Origin of the sequence: Thermodesulfovibrio aggregans (assembly GCF_001514535.1) — a bacterium.
GTDB classification, from domain to species: Bacteria; Nitrospirota; Thermodesulfovibrionia; order Thermodesulfovibrionales; family Thermodesulfovibrionaceae; genus Thermodesulfovibrio; species Thermodesulfovibrio aggregans.
In genome coordinates, this window is sequence record NZ_BCNO01000002.1 from 362,400 (window position 1) to 380,875 (window position 18,476).

Annotated in this window: 22 protein-coding genes and 2 tRNA genes; 13 read left to right on the forward strand and 11 right to left on the reverse strand. The window is 35.1% G+C overall.

What is annotated here, in order from left to right:
• Positions 1 to 22 precede the first annotated feature (22 nt).
• Both TAGGR_RS11045 and TAGGR_RS11050 read left to right on the forward strand, forming a co-directional pair.
• Positions 23 to 361 (forward strand): Uma2 family endonuclease, encoded by a 339-nt coding sequence (locus TAGGR_RS11045; RefSeq protein WP_059176901.1) that lies wholly within the window; start codon positions 23 to 25, stop codon positions 359 to 361.
• On the forward strand, positions 351 to 581 hold the full coding sequence (locus TAGGR_RS11050; RefSeq protein WP_369688461.1) for a Uma2 family endonuclease: 231 nt from the start codon (positions 351 to 353) through the stop codon (positions 579 to 581). Before TAGGR_RS11045 ends, TAGGR_RS11050 begins: the two co-directional genes overlap by 11 nt.
• Here the strand turns inward: TAGGR_RS11050 and TAGGR_RS08335 are convergent.
• The gene (locus tag TAGGR_RS08335; protein ID WP_059176903.1) at positions 574 to 1,371 is read right to left on the reverse strand and encodes a PD-(D/E)XK nuclease family protein; all 798 of its coding nucleotides are present in this window, start codon (positions 1,369 to 1,371) and stop codon (positions 574 to 576) included. The two genes, TAGGR_RS11050 and TAGGR_RS08335, sit on opposite strands and share 8 nt — an antisense overlap.
• 94 nt (positions 1,372 to 1,465) lie before the next feature.
• On the opposite strand from TAGGR_RS08335, the gene TAGGR_RS08340 reads away from it, so the two are divergent.
• The 9 genes from TAGGR_RS08340 to TAGGR_RS08380 all read left to right on the forward strand — a co-directional run bounded on the left by TAGGR_RS08340 (position 1,466) and on the right by TAGGR_RS08380 (position 9,994).
• Entirely contained in the window at positions 1,466 to 1,741 is a 276-nt protein-coding gene (locus TAGGR_RS08340; protein WP_059176904.1) for a hypothetical protein, read from the forward strand.
• A 2-nt stretch (positions 1,742 to 1,743) separates the two neighbouring features.
• Complete coding sequence (locus tag TAGGR_RS08345; protein WP_059176905.1) at positions 1,744 to 5,475, forward strand: pilus assembly protein; 3,732 nt, start codon at positions 1,744 to 1,746, stop codon at positions 5,473 to 5,475.
• Positions 5,460 to 5,927, forward strand: a complete 468-nt coding sequence (locus tag TAGGR_RS08350; RefSeq protein ID WP_059176906.1) for a pilus assembly FimT family protein — start codon at positions 5,460 to 5,462, stop codon at positions 5,925 to 5,927. Before TAGGR_RS08345 ends, TAGGR_RS08350 begins: the two co-directional genes overlap by 16 nt.
• Positions 5,920 to 6,501, forward strand: coding sequence for a type IV pilus modification PilV family protein (locus TAGGR_RS08355; RefSeq protein ID WP_059176907.1), 582 nt, complete (start codon positions 5,920 to 5,922; stop codon positions 6,499 to 6,501). The genes TAGGR_RS08350 and TAGGR_RS08355 overlap by 8 nt, the downstream gene beginning before the upstream one ends.
• A 1-nt stretch (position 6,502) precedes the next feature.
• Positions 6,503 to 7,492 carry a prepilin-type N-terminal cleavage/methylation domain-containing protein gene (locus TAGGR_RS08360; protein ID WP_059176908.1) on the forward strand — a complete coding sequence of 330 codons (990 nt, stop codon included), beginning with the start codon at positions 6,503 to 6,505 and terminating at the stop codon, positions 7,490 to 7,492.
• Positions 7,447 to 7,932: a hypothetical protein gene (locus TAGGR_RS08365; protein ID WP_153000506.1), complete on the forward strand. Its 486-nt coding sequence runs from the start codon at positions 7,447 to 7,449 to the stop codon at positions 7,930 to 7,932. Before TAGGR_RS08360 ends, TAGGR_RS08365 begins: the two co-directional genes overlap by 46 nt.
• 202 nt (positions 7,933 to 8,134) lie before the next feature.
• Positions 8,135 to 8,644 (forward strand): nitroreductase family protein, encoded by a 510-nt coding sequence (locus TAGGR_RS08370; RefSeq protein ID WP_059176910.1) that lies wholly within the window; start codon positions 8,135 to 8,137, stop codon positions 8,642 to 8,644.
• Positions 8,637 to 9,104 (forward strand): DUF488 domain-containing protein, encoded by a 468-nt coding sequence (locus TAGGR_RS08375; RefSeq protein WP_059176911.1) that lies wholly within the window; start codon positions 8,637 to 8,639, stop codon positions 9,102 to 9,104. The genes TAGGR_RS08370 and TAGGR_RS08375 overlap by 8 nt, the downstream gene beginning before the upstream one ends.
• Positions 9,105 to 9,109: 5 nt before the next feature.
• Positions 9,110 to 9,994, forward strand: coding sequence for a M28 family peptidase (locus TAGGR_RS08380; protein WP_059176912.1), 885 nt, complete (start codon positions 9,110 to 9,112; stop codon positions 9,992 to 9,994).
• Here the strand turns inward: TAGGR_RS08380 and TAGGR_RS08385 are convergent.
• Positions 9,948 to 10,928 carry a hypothetical protein gene (locus tag TAGGR_RS08385; RefSeq protein ID WP_059176913.1) on the reverse strand — a complete coding sequence of 327 codons (981 nt, stop codon included), beginning with the start codon at positions 10,926 to 10,928 and terminating at the stop codon, positions 9,948 to 9,950. The two genes, TAGGR_RS08380 and TAGGR_RS08385, sit on opposite strands and share 47 nt — an antisense overlap.
• A gap of 60 nt (positions 10,929 to 10,988) precedes the next feature.
• Between TAGGR_RS08385 and TAGGR_RS08390 the strand changes: the two genes are divergently transcribed.
• Entirely contained in the window at positions 10,989 to 11,348 is a 360-nt protein-coding gene (locus tag TAGGR_RS08390; protein ID WP_059176914.1) for a hypothetical protein, read from the forward strand.
• Here TAGGR_RS08390 and TAGGR_RS10295 read toward each other — a convergent pair.
• The 7 genes from TAGGR_RS10295 to TAGGR_RS08425 all read right to left on the reverse strand — a co-directional run bounded on the left by TAGGR_RS10295 (position 11,280) and on the right by TAGGR_RS08425 (position 14,456).
• Complete coding sequence (locus tag TAGGR_RS10295) at positions 11,280 to 11,633, reverse strand: cation transporting ATPase C-terminal domain-containing protein (RefSeq protein ID WP_062337654.1); 354 nt, start codon at positions 11,631 to 11,633, stop codon at positions 11,280 to 11,282. The two genes, TAGGR_RS08390 and TAGGR_RS10295, sit on opposite strands and share 69 nt — an antisense overlap.
• A 153-nt stretch (positions 11,634 to 11,786) precedes the next feature.
• Positions 11,787 to 11,862, reverse strand: a tRNA-His gene (locus TAGGR_RS08395).
• Between the two features lie 3 nt (positions 11,863 to 11,865).
• Positions 11,866 to 11,939 (reverse strand) — tRNA-Arg (locus TAGGR_RS08400).
• 397 nt (positions 11,940 to 12,336) lie between these two features.
• Positions 12,337 to 12,993, reverse strand: coding sequence for a formate dehydrogenase subunit gamma (locus tag TAGGR_RS08410; protein ID WP_059176916.1), 657 nt, complete (start codon positions 12,991 to 12,993; stop codon positions 12,337 to 12,339).
• The gene (locus TAGGR_RS08415) at positions 12,983 to 13,957 is read right to left on the reverse strand and encodes a 4Fe-4S dicluster domain-containing protein (protein ID WP_059176917.1); all 975 of its coding nucleotides are present in this window, start codon (positions 13,955 to 13,957) and stop codon (positions 12,983 to 12,985) included. The genes TAGGR_RS08410 and TAGGR_RS08415 overlap by 11 nt, the downstream gene beginning before the upstream one ends.
• Positions 13,958 to 13,996: 39 nt before the next feature.
• Positions 13,997 to 14,179 (reverse strand): FmdB family zinc ribbon protein, encoded by a 183-nt coding sequence (locus TAGGR_RS11190; protein ID WP_059176918.1) that lies wholly within the window; start codon positions 14,177 to 14,179, stop codon positions 13,997 to 13,999.
• Between the two features lie 13 nt (positions 14,180 to 14,192).
• Positions 14,193 to 14,456 (reverse strand): metal-sensitive transcriptional regulator, encoded by a 264-nt coding sequence (locus TAGGR_RS08425; protein WP_059176919.1) that lies wholly within the window; start codon positions 14,454 to 14,456, stop codon positions 14,193 to 14,195.
• Positions 14,457 to 14,575: 119 nt separating this feature from the next.
• Between TAGGR_RS08425 and TAGGR_RS08430 the strand changes: the two genes are divergently transcribed.
• Positions 14,576 to 15,484, forward strand: a complete 909-nt coding sequence (locus TAGGR_RS08430) for a selenium metabolism-associated LysR family transcriptional regulator (RefSeq protein WP_153000507.1) — start codon at positions 14,576 to 14,578, stop codon at positions 15,482 to 15,484.
• Here TAGGR_RS08430 and pyk read toward each other — a convergent pair.
• Together pyk and nadB are read right to left on the reverse strand one after the other, a co-directional pair.
• Positions 15,479 to 16,897, reverse strand: coding sequence for a pyruvate kinase (gene pyk / locus TAGGR_RS08435; RefSeq protein WP_059176921.1), 1,419 nt, complete (start codon positions 16,895 to 16,897; stop codon positions 15,479 to 15,481). The genes TAGGR_RS08430 and pyk overlap by 6 nt on opposite strands.
• Before the next feature lie 4 nt (positions 16,898 to 16,901).
• Positions 16,902 to 18,476 carry an L-aspartate oxidase gene (gene nadB, locus TAGGR_RS08440; protein WP_059176922.1) on the reverse strand — a complete coding sequence of 525 codons (1,575 nt, stop codon included), beginning with the start codon at positions 18,474 to 18,476 and terminating at the stop codon, positions 16,902 to 16,904.

An 18,476-nucleotide genomic window follows, 5' to 3' on the forward strand; every position in this document is an offset into this window, starting at 1 on the left:
CATTTAAATATTAGATTAAACTATGGCTGAGGCAGTCTTAAAAAAGAAAAAATTCACCTATCAGGATTATCTTAACCTTCCAGATGAATTACGACATGAACTCATTGAAGGAGATTTAATCATTACACCTTCATCGAATATTAAACATCAGAGAATTTCAAGAAAAATTGAATTTTTAGTTGAAAGATATGTTACTGAAAATTCTCTTGGTGAGGTTTTTGATGCACCCTGCGATGTTTACCTCGATGATGAAAATGTTGTTCAGCCTGACATATTCTTCATATCAAAGGAAAGAGCTTCTATCATAGGAGAAAAAAAACATTCAGGGAGCACCAGACCTTGTAATAGAGATACTCTCTGAAGCATCAACCTACAGGGATTTGGTTCAAAAAAAGAAATTATATGCAAAATTCGGGGTAAAGGAATACTGGATTGTAGCTCCAGAGGATAAATTGATAGAAGTCTATGTTTTAAGAGAGCCAGGGCAGTATGAACTTAGACGCACCTATTACGAAGAAGATGTGATTGAGTCTGAGATTATAAAAGGTTTAAAATTCCCCTTGAAGGATATATTTAATTAGAACTCTGCATTTCTTTAAACTCAACCTCTTCAGGATAACCATAAACTTCAATCCCGTAGGATAAGGCAAATTCTTTGGCAGCATTTTCAATCATTGGCGAGATTATGATTTTTCTGTGTACTTTTTTCCCTTCATTTTTCTCGTAGAAATTTAGTTTTCTCAAAAAAGTAGCCACATCGCCTTTACTTGTCGAAGATTTAATCTCTGCTACAATTACTTCACCATCTCTGATTATCAAATCAAGCTCTATTTGGTCTGGTCTTCCAAATACTTCGCCTTCTGTGTCTTTCTTACAGTATCTTGTTACTTTGATTGGGAAATTTTCTTCCAGTATTCCTTTCATTGCCTCTCTAAAGGTTGCTTCATCAATTAGACCCCATCTTGCTCCGAGAGCACCTATTGAAGAGTCGTGTTTTCTATGAAGAAGTTTTATTTCCTGCAGGATTGAATTAATCACTCTTTGATTTTCCTCCCATTTTCTCTGGTTTTCTTCCCATCTTTTCTGGTTTTCCTCCCACTTTTTTTCATTTTCCTCCCATTTTTTCTGATTTTCTTCCCATTTTCTGTTCCACTCAGCCCATTTTTTCTCACTTTCTTCTCTCTGGATTTGTAATTCTCTTAAGATCTTTTCAAAGCGGTCCTCAGTCTGCCTTTTGTCAGCAAAACGCTCCTTCATAAGGTTGTAAATTAACTCTCTCGTTTGAGCATCTCTTTTCATTAACTTTGGGAGTTCTGCAATAATCAGTTGTTTAATCTCTTCTTTCTTAAGTTGTTTTTCTGACTTCTTCATAACTAAATTTTCACAGTATTTGACTTAAAATGTCAAATTAAAACTCTCACAAAACTCTCACGATTGTTGAAGAAAAAATTGCTATAATTTTAATATGAATATGCTAATTAAATTATTAATAATTCTCTCAACAATAATTTTTTTTAATATTGCCTTTGCAGAAGATTATAAAGGCAATTTTGAGGTGAAAGGGAACTCTTTAATAATAAATAAGCATAGAAGAATAATATTAAATACAAACATTGAAGTTTTAACTTCAACAGGGCAAAAAATTCCAATTGAAAATTTAAAATATGCTAGAGTTATCGAAATCGTAAGGGATTCAGGAAATAATATCGTAAAAATCATTGTATTAGGGTGGTGGGATTAAAAATGAAGAAACTACATTTTCTCATATTTTTTCTAATAGTGACATTTATTTTTATGAAAGGTTCCACCTCTGGAGATGTACAGATGATCAATTATTGCTACACACCACCTTCTATATCGCAGGATGTTAAACCAGATGTATTATTTGTAATGGATTTTTCAGGTTCAATGCAATTCCCAACATATGTAAATTGTGATTTTAAAGGATATACTAATAAAGTAGCAGATTGTGGTACGAGCACTGCAACATCATCAACAACCTGGAAATATAATCCATCTCAAACATATTCAGGGTATTTTGAGCCTAATAAGTGTTATGAGTACTCATCAAATAATTTTACAGAGAAACAGTGTGATTGCTCAAACAAAATAGGAAGTTCTTCATGTATATCAGGAAATCTTCTAAACTGGATAACCACAACAAGAATTGACATTGCAAGAAAGGTTTTAACAGGGGGAAGATCCAGCAGTTCTGGAGGGAACACTTTTCTTGACAGCGAAGGAGCTGAATATACAATTAATGACGAGAATTTAAAATGTACATTTACCATTTCAGCAAATGTAACTACTAACAGAAATATTACTATTGAAAACTATAATGGTAAATGTCCTCTTGGAAATAAAACAATATCTAACGCAAACATTCAAATTAGAGCTTCAGACCCAAACTCAATAAAGGGAATAATTCATGATTTCTGTGATACAACAGATTTAAATGGTCAGATAAATGAAAAATGTAAACTAATTATGGAATTCATGGTCTTTGCAAGCGATGATAGAGAGGGACAAATAAAAGTTGGGAAAAATGCAACAATATCGAATTTAATTAGCGCAATTAATAATGAAACTCCTTACTACGGAACTCCTACAGGCGAAGCATTATGGGAAGCCTATGATTATTTTAAACAAAGCAATGACCATTCCTATGCAGCAAATAGTGCTTATATAAGCCGAGGCAATGGAAATGTTGACCCTTATTATGATGGAAGTGGAAATAATGCTACTCCGGTCTGGTGCAGAAAGTCTTTTGTTCTTTTACTTTCTGATGGAGCCTGGAATGGAAATGTTGATCCAGTCGTGCCTGCAAGAACTATGCATCTTAATGATTTAAGAGATGATTTACTGGGTAAACAAACAGTTTATACTTATGCTATATATGCTTTTGGAGACCTTGAGGCTCAAACTAAACTTGAAGGAAGACAGGCAATGATTACTACAGCCATTTTTGGAGGCTTTGAAGATAGTGATGCAAATGGCTGGCCATATCCATTTACAAATTATCCTCAAAACAGCAGAAAAATTACATATCCCTTACCTCAATGTAATCCTTCAGGCTCCTGGAATTCTAAATGTGCTGAATGGGATACTTACAACAATACAACAAAAGATGGATTGCCTTATAACTTTTATGAAGCCGATGATGCCAATACTCTGAGAACTGCATTATTAAATGCTTTAACTGACATTCTCCGCAGGGCATCCTCAGGTGCTACCGTTGCTACTATCTCTTCACAAACAGGTTTTTCATCACTTCTGATTCAACCATACTACTATCCAAGATATCAGACTAGTGAAGGACAGGAGTTAGGCTGGTTAGGTTTTTTACGTTCCCTGTGGGTTGATCTAAGACAGAATATAAGAGAAGATACGGTCATAAATAAGATTCTTGATGTCCTGGGAAGTACTTTTGACAAAATAATTAAATTCATAACAGTTGAACAGGAAACAAAGGTTGCAGTTTTAGAGGGAGAAACTGAGTCAGGCTCTAATGCCTGCACTCTTGAAACAACGAAAGAACTTACTGAAATAAAACCAGTATTTGATAGCAGTTGCTGGCTTTGCAATGTTAATCCAGACAGTAGAACAATAAAATACAATACTGGTTCTGGCTTGACAGATTTTACAACATCAGTAGCATCTTCGCTTCGTCCAATCTGGCAGGCTGTTGATAGTTCTATAGATAGTGATACAAAGGCATCATGTTTAATAAGATATTTGAGAGGTGAAAATGTAAGTGGTGTCTCAGGCTGTTCTGGACTTCCCTTTGTTAATCGTCCCCGTGAGATAAATTTATCAACTAATCAGATCTGTCCTGGTATGTCAGGAACAAAAACATGGAAACTTGGAGATATCATTCATTCAAGTCCTACAGTTGTATCAAATCAACCTGTAAACATATATCATAAAAAATATGGTGATACCTCTTACGCAGCGTTCATCAATGGAGATAATTACAGAAATCGTCCGTCAATTCTTTTTGTAGGTGCAAATGACGGAATGCTTCATGCTTTCAGAATTGGAACTATAGTAAGTCAGCCAAGTTTATCTCAACCTGCAAAACTGAAGAATGCTCCTGATGATGATGGAACAGATAAAATTGGCAAAGAAGAGTGGGCATTCATTCCAAGAAATGCTTTGCCCTATCTCGCATGGTATGGAAAACAGGAATTCAAAGACTGTCACGTACCAACTGTTGATTACAGAACATTTGTCTTTGATGCTAAAGTAAATGGAGAATGGAGAACACTTCTATTGGGCGTTATGGGTTTTGGTGGTAAAGCTCTTCCAGAGAATAATCCCCAGTATTCATCAAGCATTTTTGTTCTTGATATAACCGATCCCACAAATCCCTCATTAAAGTGGGAAAGAACTCTTCCAGATAATACTCTTACTCTTTCATTCCCTGCAGTTGTAAAAATAGGAAATAACTGGTATGTGGTAGCAGGAACAGGACCAAAAGACCCGAGAGGAACACAATTTACAACTGCTAAACTTTACTTCTTCAACTTAAATGATGGGTCTGATGCAAGACAACCTATCATAGTAGAATCAGGACTTAATGCAGCAATAGGAGATTTAATGCCCACTGACGCAGACTTTGACTACTCTGATGATGCAATTTACTTTGGCACATATACAATGAACTCTGGAAACTTTTATAGATTGGTTATAAAAAATGGATTGGCGAATGCAACCCTATCAAGAGCTGTTACAGTTGGTGCACCTATTTTTGCAGCTCCAACATTTACAAAAGATGAAAACGGTAAATTCTGGGTATTCTTTGGTACAGGCAGATATCTCACAGATGCAGATAGATCAATCGGATACACAAACTATCTTATAGGATACAAGGACCCATGCTGGAATGGTTCATGTACCACAACATTTACTGTTGGAAACTTCACAAACACTACCAATCTCACAGTTCAGGCAAAAATTACCGAAATTAGAAAAATATGTGAGTGCAATGCCTCTTCATGTGGACTTGTTGATGTTGCTTATAAGACAACTCCTTTAACTTACTATGAGGAAGTACCAACAGGATGTTATATAACTTTAACAAATCCAAAAGAAGCCATATTCTCTCAACCACTTATCTATGGAGGCATACTTGATGCCTTGAGCTTTGAGCCCTCAAATGATATATGTATACCAGGTGGCATAACAAAACTTATAACTTTAAATTATAAAACTTGCACTGCTAATCCAATTCCTGCTGTTTATTCAAGTCAAGCTGTTCAGGGTAATATAGCAGTTGGCGAGACTGTAACGATGCTTCCAAAAATAACATTAGGTGCTGGTTCTCCACCTTTTGGCAATCCATTTCAGATATTAGCAACTCCAGAAGGGGAAATAAAGAAATTTATTCAACTTTCTACAGCAAAACTTCCTGAAATTATCCAGTCAGGAGGAACTGGAGGTTCAGGGAGATTTATCTCATGGATAGAAAAATAAACGGATTCAGTTTATTTGAGGTTTTAATAGTTATTGCCATACTATCCATATTTATGGCTGTGTCAGTATCATTTTATACAAAATACAAAGCAGACAGGGAACTGATGAGACAGGCAAATATGCTTGTTGATGAAATAGGCTGGATAAGATCGCAGGCAATAGCAAAAGAACCTCATGGTATTAGAATAACATTGAATAACTATACTTTATTTAAAGATTTTGATGGCAACTGTAGCTACTCTGATGGAGATGAAATAATTAATACAGTTAATTTTATTGAAGGAATAACATGCGCAACAGCGCCCCAAACTTTTGTTTTTGACAGGAGGGGTTATCCAAGAGGTGCTAATTGTGCTTTGGGAACCACAGAAGGTACTATCACACTAAAGAACACAAACAACAATACAAAAGATATAAAAATAAGCCGCTATGGTAGGACAAGAATTGAATAAAAAGTTAAGCAACAAAGGCTTCACACTTATTGAATTACTGATTGCAATGATCATTACGCTTATAGTTATGCTCGGGCTTTTAAAAGGTATTCTTGAATACAATAAATTTTCTATAAGAGCAAAAATGAAAGACAGAGCAACTGAAATAGCAAGACAGTTTACTGCGTACATTGAGAGTCTTCCATCTCAAGATGAATCAATTCTATACGCAAATAATTCCTCATGGAATAGCGTTGAGTGTAGTGCCACTTCGTGCAATTTTTTTGAGACTGAAACAGAGTTTTATAACATAGGTTCTCCAACACCATCAAATCCAATTGGTAACCTCTCTTCAAATTTAAGACTATATCCATCAGCAGATAATCCAGATGCACAATGCAATTGTAGAGGTAGTAATTGTCCAAATACTCTTCCTGTCTGTACATATGAGGGATTTTCGGGTAAAAGAATTTATGTTGGTTTGAATGTTGTTAAATTTTCACAAACAGGTAAAGCAGCATCAGTCATGGTATGGTATTTTGAACCTTTTACTAATGAGTTTAAAATTATAACCAATTTAGTAATTAAGGGATAACATGAAAAAAGGTTACTCAATTATTGAAATTTTGATTGTTATCGCCATAATGGGAATTCTTGCAGGTGGGATACTGACTGCCTATCGTTTTATTGCAAAAGAAAATGTAACAAGACACCTCGTTGCCAAGCATGAGCAGGATGTTGCCGTGCTTATAAATCAGCTTTTAAAGGATGTTGAATCTGCTGGATTTGGGATAGATATAGATACACTGAATTCAGAGACAAAAATTATCGATAATACTTTAGTTTTTCCATCTCTTGCTACAAGAGAAGAAGAAAGGTCTGGATGCTGGGCAGCAGTGGTAAAAGAGAAAGACGAAGAAAAATATAAATTGCATAGTGCAATTTTAGATGAAAATACAGAAAGTAAAAACTATATGGGTGAATACTGTGATTTAAATCCTAAAGATTACTGGTATGTTATACTCAATCCATCAGATAAAAAAAACAAGTGTGAGGGAGGTTCACTCTGTCAATGTGGAATAGATGTAATTTATTGTGACGAACAATACAAAAATACAATTGCATTCTATGCAACCAAAAGGAACGACTATCAATATCCTCAATCTTTTATAGTTACTTATTCACTTACACAGGACAACCTCCCAAAAGAATGTGCTCCAGGAACTTACAATTTAGCAAAAACCTTAGGTACTCAAGGAAAACCGGGGTATCAGGCAAATCAGCCTGTTATTTCCTGCGTTTTTCCGAATGGTTTTAAAGTCAGAGCGGGGATTCAGAGCGGAAGTTCAATTAGTTATCAGGATAGTGTTTCTTCTGATAATATTGAAAAGCATAATCTTAAACTGTTTCGCATCTGTCTTATTCTTCAGGTTGGTGGAAGGCAGGATACTTCTTCAGCTCAACCACAGTTCAGCACAGACTGCGGAGGAGGTCCGACTATAGATACTGCATGGTGGAATAATACAGGGAGGTGGTATAGATGGAAGGTAATAGAGCAGGACATTCCATTAAGAAACTATCAATGAACAATAAAGGTGTCTCTCTTGTCTCTGCAATAATGATTGCGCTTTTTGCACTGTTAGCACTGGCAGGGCTTTATTTTGCACTAACAAAACTTCTTGGCAGTTCTCAAACTATAAAGACATATGCCTCTATAAGAGATGCTGCTGCTGGTGGTGCAAATTATGCTGTGATGGTAATAAACTCTTTAGATTCTAGACGCTTTAAGCCTGGGGATTGTCTTGATAATCTACCACCTTTAAAATTCAGACTTTCTGAAACCAGTGGAGTCTTTGAAAATAAAATTGAAATATGTTTTGTGGGTTATCAGACTCCACCAGGATTTCCAGTTCCAGGAGTTGCTCCTTCTAAAGACAGTGGTAAAGGTGACATTTACTTGATAATTTCTGTAGCAGAAGGTCCTCAGGGTACTCGCTCCCGTATTGAAGCAGTTTATACACCTTAGTTTGTTGAGAAATTTTACCCCTAATCAGAAAATCCTTCAATCACTCAATATCTCTGCTGAAATGTTCAAAGGACACAACTCCCTATTTCTGTTTTATTTGTTTATTAAATAATTGCAATTCAAAAAAAGATTTTTTAAAAATGATTTGTTCCTTGACTATATTAATGGAAATTTCCATAATGAGTTATGATATAATTTTTCCATGAAGGATATTTTTGAAATAATAAAGTCACGGAGAAGCATCAGGAAATACAAAAGTGAGACACCTCCAGAAGAGCTTATAAAGAGATGCATTGAGGCAGCTCTATATGCACCTTCTGCGAGAAATTCTCAGCCCTGGTCATTCATAGTCGTCAAAGATAAAGAAATAATTAAAAAACTAAGTAAAGCACAACCTTTTACAAAGTTTCTTGAAGGTGCACCATATGTGGTTGTGGCACTTGCTGATGAAAAGAAAAGCAATCACTGGCTTGAAGATATGGGATGTGCGATTATGGCTCTCTTACTTGAAGCACACTCTCTTGGATTGGGTGCTTGCTGGGGTGCAATTTATCATCCTGAAAACAGAGAAAGGGAAAACTATGTAAGAGAGATTCTCAATATTCCTGAAAATTTGAGAATAATTTCCTGTATAGGAATTGGCTATCCAGATGAGACTCCTTCACCTAAGAGAGTAAAATCTCTTGATGAAGCTATTATAAAAATTGTCTGAAAAGCTTATTTATACAGCTGGCACAAGCAATCGTTCAGTAGAGGAATTCATAGATATTTTAAAAACTTACAATATAAAGACTGTAATAGATGTGCGAAGTTTTCCCGCATCAAAAAGGTTTCCCCACTTCAGTAAAGACAGTTTAGATGAGATTTTAAAAAAAGAAGGATTTGAGTATATCTATCTTGGCAGAGAACTTGGCGGGTTCAGAAAAGGTGGCTATGAGGCTTACATGAAAACAGAGGAGTTTAAAAAGGGAATTGAAAAGCTTGAAGAAATTGCCAGGAGCAGTCTATCTCTATTTTTCTGTGCTGAAAAGCTTTTCTTTCGCTGTCATAGAAGATTTATTTCTGAGATGCTTTCAGAGAGAGGCTGGAAGGTTTTACACATTGTTGAAAAAGACAGAGTCTTTGAACATAAACAGAGTATAATACATCAAAAAAGCTTTGATTTTGCATAAGACTAATGAACATTGAGCAGATTCTACAAAAATTAGACAAGGAAAATCTTAAAAATATCATTAAAAAAATATCTATTCCAAGACATGGCTGTTATAACTACAATGAACTTTTGATGATAGCAAGCTACATTGAGGAGAAATTTAAAGAGTATGGTTATTTAGTTGACATTGACGAATTTAGTTATCAGGGTAAGGTTTATAAGAATATAGTTGCAACTTTGAAAGGAATCGGTTCCTCTAAGGAATGGTTACTAATAGGAGCTCATTATGACTCTGCAATGGGTAGTCCGGGAGCAGATGACAATGCAAGTGGAGTGGCTGTTATGCTTGAAGTTGCAAGGATTGTAAGAGAAACTCCACTGGTAGAAGATATAAAATTTGTTGCTTTTACTCTTGAAGAGCCGCAGGCTTTTGATTTGAAATTTATAATCGGAAGCAGTCATTTTGTAAAAAAATTTAAAAAACTCGGGTACAGATATAAGGCAATAATTCTTGAATCAGTAGGATACTATTCAGAAATTAAAGATTCTCAGAAACTTCCAGCCTTTGTAAAAGGACCTGATGTGGGAAATTTCATAGGAGTTGTGGGAAATAGCAAATCCAAGCCTATGCTTGAAGTTTTTGAAAAGGCGAAAAATCAAGTTCCTTCATTAAATATCATTACTTACAAGGCACCCATGAATGGCTGGTTATCTCTGGAAACAAGATTCAGTGACCATGCGCCTTTCTGGGATGCAGGATTTCAGGCTGTGATGCTCACTGATACAGCCATGTTCAGAAATCCCTATTATCATACATCACAGGATACTCCTGATAAACTTAATTTTTCTTTCATGGCAGATGTTACCCGTGCTTTGCTGGCTGCTGTTTTGATAAAACAAAGTTACTGACAATCTCTCTGGCTTTATCTTTATTTTTAAATCTTATTTTCCTGTAAAGCATCTCGCAATCATTAAATGAGAGTTTGTTGACTAAATTTACAACTTCAATTTCATCTAAAAGATGGGGAAATTTATTTTGCTCATCTGGAAGTATCTCTTCCTTCTCAATGAGCATTATGTATATCAATGACCTTGCTGAAAGTAGATTTTCCACCTCTTCATTTTCCTTTTTCTCAAAAATATATCTAAGTGTAAGAATGTCTCCGGGTGGGAAAAGCCATCTTTTATTGGTCAACTCTTTTACTTTATCTTCCAGTGAAAAAACCTTATTCACTTTACAACAATCGGTTAATTTTTTCGAAAGCACTTTGCTTAAATACTGATGAATAGCCCCTGCTTCTATGAAAACTTTACCCTTTTTGGGCAGTAAACTGATAATTGCATGAGCCCTAAGTTTATCTCGTAAGCGAAATCTCTGAGCATCAGCTCTGGCAAATCTTTTTACAATCTCAATGATTTCAATAAAGGACTTGCTTATTGATGCTTCATAAAAATCTATCAATTCTTTTGTAGCCCTCTTTTCAATTTCATAGACTTCGTTTAATTCAGGTATTGCCTCTATATCCTCAGGTTTTTTACCCTCTGAAAACATATCATAAATTTTTAAGAGTCTTTCCATGTAGGGTTCTATTTGTAAAATTACCTTTTCCTTTGTGTAAAGGTCTTGAAGGATTTTATAGAAACTGTAACTAAATTTGGGAAATTCAAAAATTTCATCTTCAAGATACTCTTCAATAGATATTTCTCGTTTAAGCATTTTCACAAATCCATTATTTGGGGCTTCTTCAAGAATTATTAAATCACTCTGCTCCATAAATTTGGTCATTGATGGCAAAAATTCAACTCTATGGGATGTGAATACTATGTTTATCTCATCTGGCATGAATTAATAATAGGATTTCCTGTAAGATTTTTACAATTGATTTGATATAATAAGTTAAAGATGGCTGAAGTTTTTGACAGAGAAGTGGCAAAAAAGTTTTTAAATGAGTTATCACCCTCTGAGCAGTATTATTTTCTTAACAGAGTAAATGAAGCTATTTATAAAAACGGTTATATTCCAGACGAAGACCTCTTCTATTACTGCTATTTTTTAACCCTCAAAGAAAGATTGCGAGCTATTACCTCATATAGAACAGAAGGATATTTAAGATACATATATGCTGAAGGGTTAAAAGAAGTTGAAGATTCTATTAAACTGTATAAAGAAAAAATAGATAGAAAAAGAAACATATCATGCAGAGAGATTGCTCAGTTTTCTTATCTCTTCAGCAGCAAACAATGCAAAAGCAAAAGGTATTAAAATAAGCCATACATTTAATGGAATCGGGTAGGTTGAAAATATACTGTTTCCCAATGGATGATAAACAATGAAGAGCTGTAAAACAATCTCAAAGGCTATTCCAACTAAGAGGAATTTGTTTGAAAACATTCCTATTCTAAAGACTGATTCTCTGAAAGAGCGTGATACAAAGCCATTTGCAACCTGTGCAAGTACTATTCCTGTAAGGCATGCGGTTGTTGCATGCATATAAAGAATGCTTTTTGCTGAAAGAGACTCACCCCACTGCCATCCACCAGATTGCAAAACATAAAAGAATCCAAAAAGTCCTGCAACTGCTTAAATTGGTCCGACAATTAAGAACACCCTTATTTGAATTTTATCTTGAAGATTTAGAGTAACTGGATTGGTATTCATTAATTCTTTGACTTTTATCATTGAAAACCACTTTTAAAATTTTGGGGCGGATGACGGGACTCGAACCCGCAGCACCTGGAGCCACAGTCCAGTGCTCTAACCATTGAGCTACATCCGCCAGCGCGCCTGGAGGGATTCGAACCCCCGGCCCACTGCTTAGAAGGCAGTTGCTCTATCCGACTGAGCTACAGGCGCATGATATATATTTTAAAAATTTTAGTTACTTTATTGCAACATATGTTATATAATAGGTCATGGAAGCAAAAGTTTATGAAATAGAAGAGAGATGCACAATAAAACAAAAATTTGGCAAATGCCTGATACCGTTTAGGTCGGCTCTTTTTTGTATGGATTGCTTTGCCATTCATATTCAAGATAGATGTCCAAATTGTCTTTCAAATAACTCAGTAAGGTTAATTGAATTATTTCTATCTGAACCAGACCCCTCTGATGAACAAATCAGAGAGGTCATTAAAAAGAAATTCCTTGCTATTTAATGGTTTCTTTAGTTTTAAACAAAATTTGTTAAAAACTCTGTTAATCTTCCATAAAACCCCTGATAAAAACAGAAAAATTTATTCTTTGCCTAAAATCAGTGCATCTTAATTTTTTCATACCATATTGAATGTCTGTGTTTAACGTAGTCTTCATCTATCCATCCTGTAAACATGCTTTTAAGAAGGGGCCAGTTTGATTTGAACAGGACAACTGTTCCAACATGAATAATTAAGGCAATCATAAACAAAAATCCAGTAAGAGTATGAATCAGCGTATTAATTGATTCTATCTCAGGTGAGAGAATTAGCCATTCAAGATTTTTAAGAACTTTTATAATGCCTGTTACTGTTAAAATTAAAATTACTAATCCGATGCCAACATAGGCAATTCTTTGTTCTGGTAAATACTTGTCTGACGGAGGTTCTTTGCCAATTCCTATCATTGCTGCAAGTACTTTGATACTTTGAGATAAATCACCTTTTTTAGGTAAGAGAGCAAAATCTTTTCTTAAGCCATGATAGAAAATGTGAAAAACTACAGCAGCAACAAAAACAGCAGAGGCAACATAATGAACTGTGGTGACATAGTAAAAGTCAGCGGTCCATGCAAATCCGGGAATTTCAGTTATGTAATATCTTTTATAAAGAGGAAGACATCCAAGTCCTGTAAATAGTAAGACTATTCCAGATAAAGCTATGCTCCAGTGTTCAATGAGTTCAATAATACTGTGTCTTTTTATTTTATTTTTCATCAGTCTCCTCCTTATTTGATTTTTTAGAAAAAATCGCTCCTATTACAGCACCAGCCATTGAGAGAAATCCTGAAACGAGAACCAGTTTTCCAATTGGATTAAATTTCGATTCTATTTTGTTTTCCACATTTACAGGCATTTGAAATCTCTCTTTATTCTGCTTTAATGCACTATCTATTTTTTCAAATGGGACTTTTGAAAGATAAAGAGTTGAAGTTCCTCCATTTTGGTTGTCTCCATAAATGTAAAGTCCTTCTTCTTTAGCTCTCCTGTAAGCAAGTTCATAAATAGTTTTTCTATCACCAAAGGTAAAAACTGCATGATTCCCTAATCTTTCTCTACAGGCAATAACACAGGCAGGCTCCTGTCCCTGTTTAATTCTATCTTTACATAAATCACATTTATACATTACACCACCACCTGCATACTTGGGAAGAATTTTTAGATATATACCAACTCCAGCCTGCCTTTGAGGAATGTGCCAGGGGCATACATCTCTACATTTTGCACCACCAAAGCAAATTTTATCGTTGATAACAGAGTTGCCTTCCGGTTGCTTTGTAAGTGCTCCAAATGGACATTCTCTAACACATGGTGGATTATCACAATGCATACATCTTCTTGGAATAAAAATTTCCTGACCATCAATGTCTACTTTCTGAACAAAAATCCAGTTATAGGGTGTTAAAGTATCAATTTTGTCTCTTTTTTCAGACCAGTCTTCATAGGTCTTTCTTGGCCAGTAAGGCTGAATGGGTTTTTGAGGCTGGGGAAATCTATCTTTGTTATAATCTCTGCAGGCTTTTACACATCTTGGAATGGGCTCATCTTTGCAGCCATCACATTTTGTAAGGTCAATCAAAGTTGCATATTTACCCTCTCGAGCCTCTACTTCATTCCCTAAAATTAAGGAGCCACAGACTGCTCCTGATAAGGCTAAAAAGCCTCTCCTTGATATGTTCATCTTTAACCTCCTACGGCAACCTGCCGATTATCTTATTTTTCAACCACCTGCATAATTAAGAGAATTACATGACAGAGTGTTACTCATAAATTGAGAAATCAATCTCTCAGTATTAGTACTTCCACAGCTTAGACATTTCTCCCTTTCATCTCTTTTGTTAACAGGTTTTAATACTTGAAAAGTTCTATTACAGGCTTTACACTTATACTCATAAATAGGCACAGCCTACACCTCCTTACATAGAAGAAATATAGGTTTTTATAACCTTTTCAATTTCCTTTTCAATATTTTCAACTGAGTCTGCTTTACGAGTTAAACAATCATTGAGATAATACATAACAATAAAAAATCCAGCACTTTTCAGAGCTCCATTAATTGAAGCAAACTGAGTTATGATTTCTTCACAGGCTCTTCCACTTTCTATCATCCTTTGCAGTCCTCTAATCTGTCCTTCAATTCTTCTGAATCTCTGAATAAGTTTAGTTTTATCTTTTTCCATTATACCTAACCCCCCTATTATTTTATTTTTATAATAGAATAAAGAATGTATATTATGTCAAGTGCAAGGTATATTTTGTCTTGCCTATAAAAATTTTTTATGTTAAAATTAACTTGTTTATGGAAGACCATAAGTTAAAAGTATTCTGCACAGTAGCTGAAACAAAGAGTTTTTCAAAAACTTCCGAAATTATTCATCTTACACAACCTGCTGTCAGTCTTCAGATTCAGGCATTGGAAGAGCTGTATGAAACAAAACTATTCGATCGTTCTTCTGGAAGTATAACACTTACTCCAGCAGGTGAGATACTTTATAAATATGCAAAGCAGATTCTAACACTTTATGCTGAAGCTGCAAAGGAGATTAGCAGAATAACAGGTTTGATAAAGGGATGTGTAAAAATAGGAGCAGGCACCACTGTAGGTAACTACATTTTACCTGCAGTAGCTGTTGATTTCAAAAAAAGGCATCCAAAAATTAGAGTTAGTGTATCAATAGGGAATGCAAAAAAAATTTTAGAAATGCTTAGTTCAAGCATGATAGACTTTGGAATAATTTCTGAAATGCCTGGTAAAAGTAAATTTGTTGTTGAGCCAATAATATCTGATGAATTATGTGTAATCTGCTCTTCAGAGCATCCTCTAAGTAACCAGAAATCAGTTTCAATATATGATGTGGTGAAAGAGCCTTTTGTAATAAGAGAGGAAGGATCAAGCACCAGGGTTATAATTGAGAAGTTTTTAGCAGAACATGGACTAAGTATTTCTGATTTGCATATATCGCTCATTCTTGGAAGCACAGGTTGTATTAAAGAGGCAGTAGAACGAGGGATCGGGTTATCAATAGTATCAAAATGGGCTATTCGTAAAGAATTATCCTGTGGCAATCTTAGAGTTCTCAAACTAAAAGAGGGAAGAATAACAAGAGATTTTTACATTGTTTTACCTAAAAATACAATTCTTTCTCCAGCTGTTGAGGAATTTATTACATATCTTAAAAACTATCCATATTCAGATTTAATTTTATAAAGGATCCCCTACTTTATGGAGTCTCACTACATTTCTATTGCCTAAGAAAGGTGAGCTTGCTACAAATACAACTGCATCCCCCTCTTTAACAAGGTTTAATTTTTTTAGTTCTCTTTCAGTTTTATTTAAAAATAAATTGTCTATCATATCAATTTTTTGAGGTATGTGTTTTGGAATAATACCCCACACAAGAGAAAGTCTCTTCCATACTTTTTCATCTGGTGTAAATGCAATCACAGGCATTGATGGTCTTAGTTTGGAGATAAGAAGCGCTGAAAATCCTGAATGGGTGAATACTACTATAGCCTTTGCTTCAATATCCTGGGCTACCTTAACCGCTCCCGATGCGATTGCTTCAGGAAAATATTTACTGACTTTAAAAGCACTAATAATTTTGTCTGAAAGATTTTTTTCAGTAAAAGTTATAATTGAACTCATTGTTTTCACTGCCTGCACAGGATAGCGTCCAGTGGCTGTTTCTGCAGAAAGCATAAGTGCATCTGTTCCATCAATTACAGCATTTGCAACATCACTCGCTTCAGCTCTCGTTGGTCTTGAGTGTTCAGTCATTGACTCTAGCATCTGGGTTGCTGTTATAACAATTTTTTTTCTTTGATTTGCTATATCTATGAGCATCTTTTGATAAAATGGAACTTCTTCTGGAGGCAATTCAACTCCAAGGTCTCCTCTTGCTACCATTATTCCATCGGTGACATCAAGAATTTCATATATGTTTTCAAGTGCTTCTTTCTTTTCTATTTTTGCAATCAATGGTGGTAGATTAATATTTTGAGTCTTTGCCCATTTTTTAATTAATTCAATGTCCTGAGCACTCCTTACGAAAGATACCGCAACATAGTCAATATCAAGTTTTATTGCAAAGGCAAGGTCAGATTTATCTTTTTCAGTAAGTGAACTTATTGAAGTTCTTGTAAATGGAAGATTGACTCCTTTTCTTGATTTTAGAATTCCTCCTTCTATGACTTTACCAATTAGTTTATCTTTATGTTTTTCAATTATCTTAATTTTCAGAAGTCCATCATCTATTAAAATATCTTCACCAGGTTTAATGTCTTCAAGTAAAAGTGGATAGGAGATGAAAATTTTATTATTATTTGAAAGTTCACTGCCAGGATAAATCTCTATTGTTTGCTTTTCTTTAAGTTCTACCTCGTCATTTTCAACATCACTTATTCTAATTTTGATCCCTTGCAGATCCCCTATGATTGCTACTGCTTTATTTAATTTACCTGCTTCTTCACGAATTATTTTTACAATATTTTCAAACCATTCATAATTTCCATGGGAAAAATTAAGCCTTGCCACATCCATTCCATTTTCTATCATCTGATGAATTATTTTTCTCTGCTCAGATGAAGGTCCTATTGTGCAGACAATTTTAGTTTTTCTCATAAGATTAAAATACCTCAATTGTTGTATCTTTTTTTCTAATTCTCAGATGTTTTTCCCATCCTGGAAGCTTTTCTTTATAATCAGTTCTGTAATGGGCACCAACACTGTTTTTTCTCTCTAAAGCTGCTTCTGTAATTATCAAGCCAACCATTACCATATTTTTGAGTTCTATAGCATAGGGATCAATAAAAAATCTTCCAGCAAGTTTTTCATAAAATGGAATAATTTTAGCTTTTGCTACACCGAGGGACTCACCACATCTTATTACACCTACCTTTTCCCACATTGTTTGTCTTAGTTCTTCTCTCATTTTGTTTATTTCTGCTCTATTGATGCCCTGTTTATCTATATGAATCTCAAAGATAGAAGAGCTGAATTTATCCTGTGAACCCTCAACGTATTGTATTGCTCCGCATGCAGCACGGTATCCATAAACAAGTCCTTCAAGAAGACTATTGCTTGCAAGCCTGTTAGCTCCATGAACTCCTGTGCATGCTACTTCACCTGCTGCGAATAATCCTTCAATATTTGTTCTGCCCAGGGTATCTGTTTCAACTCCTCCCATTATAAAGTGGGCTGCTGGAGAAACAGGAATCCAATGTTTTGTTATGTCAAAATTGAATCTAAGGCAGGTGGAATATATTGTAGGAAATCGTTTTTTAATAAATTCTGCATCAAGATGAGTCATATCAAGATATACATGGGTTGCCTTTGTTCTTACCATTTCAGATATTATAGACCTTGAAACAACATCTCTTGGTGCAAGCTCTCCAAGGGGATGATAATTTTTCATAAATTCTTCTCCGTGAATATTTCTCAAACGAGCACCTTCTCCCCGCATAGCCTCACTTAAAAGAAAGGCAGGAACCTCCTGAGCATAAAGTGCTGTAGGATGAAACTGAACAAATTCCATATCTTTTAAATAAGCACCTGCACGAAATGCCATTGCCATCCCGTCACCGGTACAAACTTTCGGATTGGTTGTTCTTGAATAAACCTGACCTGCACCACCTGTGGCGAGCACAGTTGCCTTAGAAAAACATTTTATGATTTTATCCCCTTTAAGAAGTAGTGCTCCTATGCATTTTCCTTCTTCAATAATTAAATCAACTGCCATTGTAAAGGAAGCTTTAATGACTCTGTCTAAAGTGGAAACTTTATTTATCAAAACTCTCTCTATTTCTCTTCCTGTAGAGTCTCCATGGGCATGAAGAATTCTTTTTCTTGAATGAGCAGCTTCCAGAGTAAAAGCTAGACGGGAGCCTTCTTTGTCAAATTCAGCTCCCCAATTAATAAGTTCTATAATTCTTTCTGGTCCTTCACTTACAAGTACTCTAACTGCTTCTTCATTGCATAATCCATCACCAGCTTTGATTGTATCCTCAAAATGAATCCCTATCTCGTCCTCATCGCTTAAAGCAACTGCCACGCCACCCTGAGCATATTCAGTTGAGCTTTCTGTAGGTAAATCCTTTGTTGCTACAATTACATTTCCTTTTTTCCCAAGTTCAATTGCTGCTCTCAAGCCAGCAACTCCACTTCCAATAATCAAATAATCTGTGTATATGGTTTCAGACAT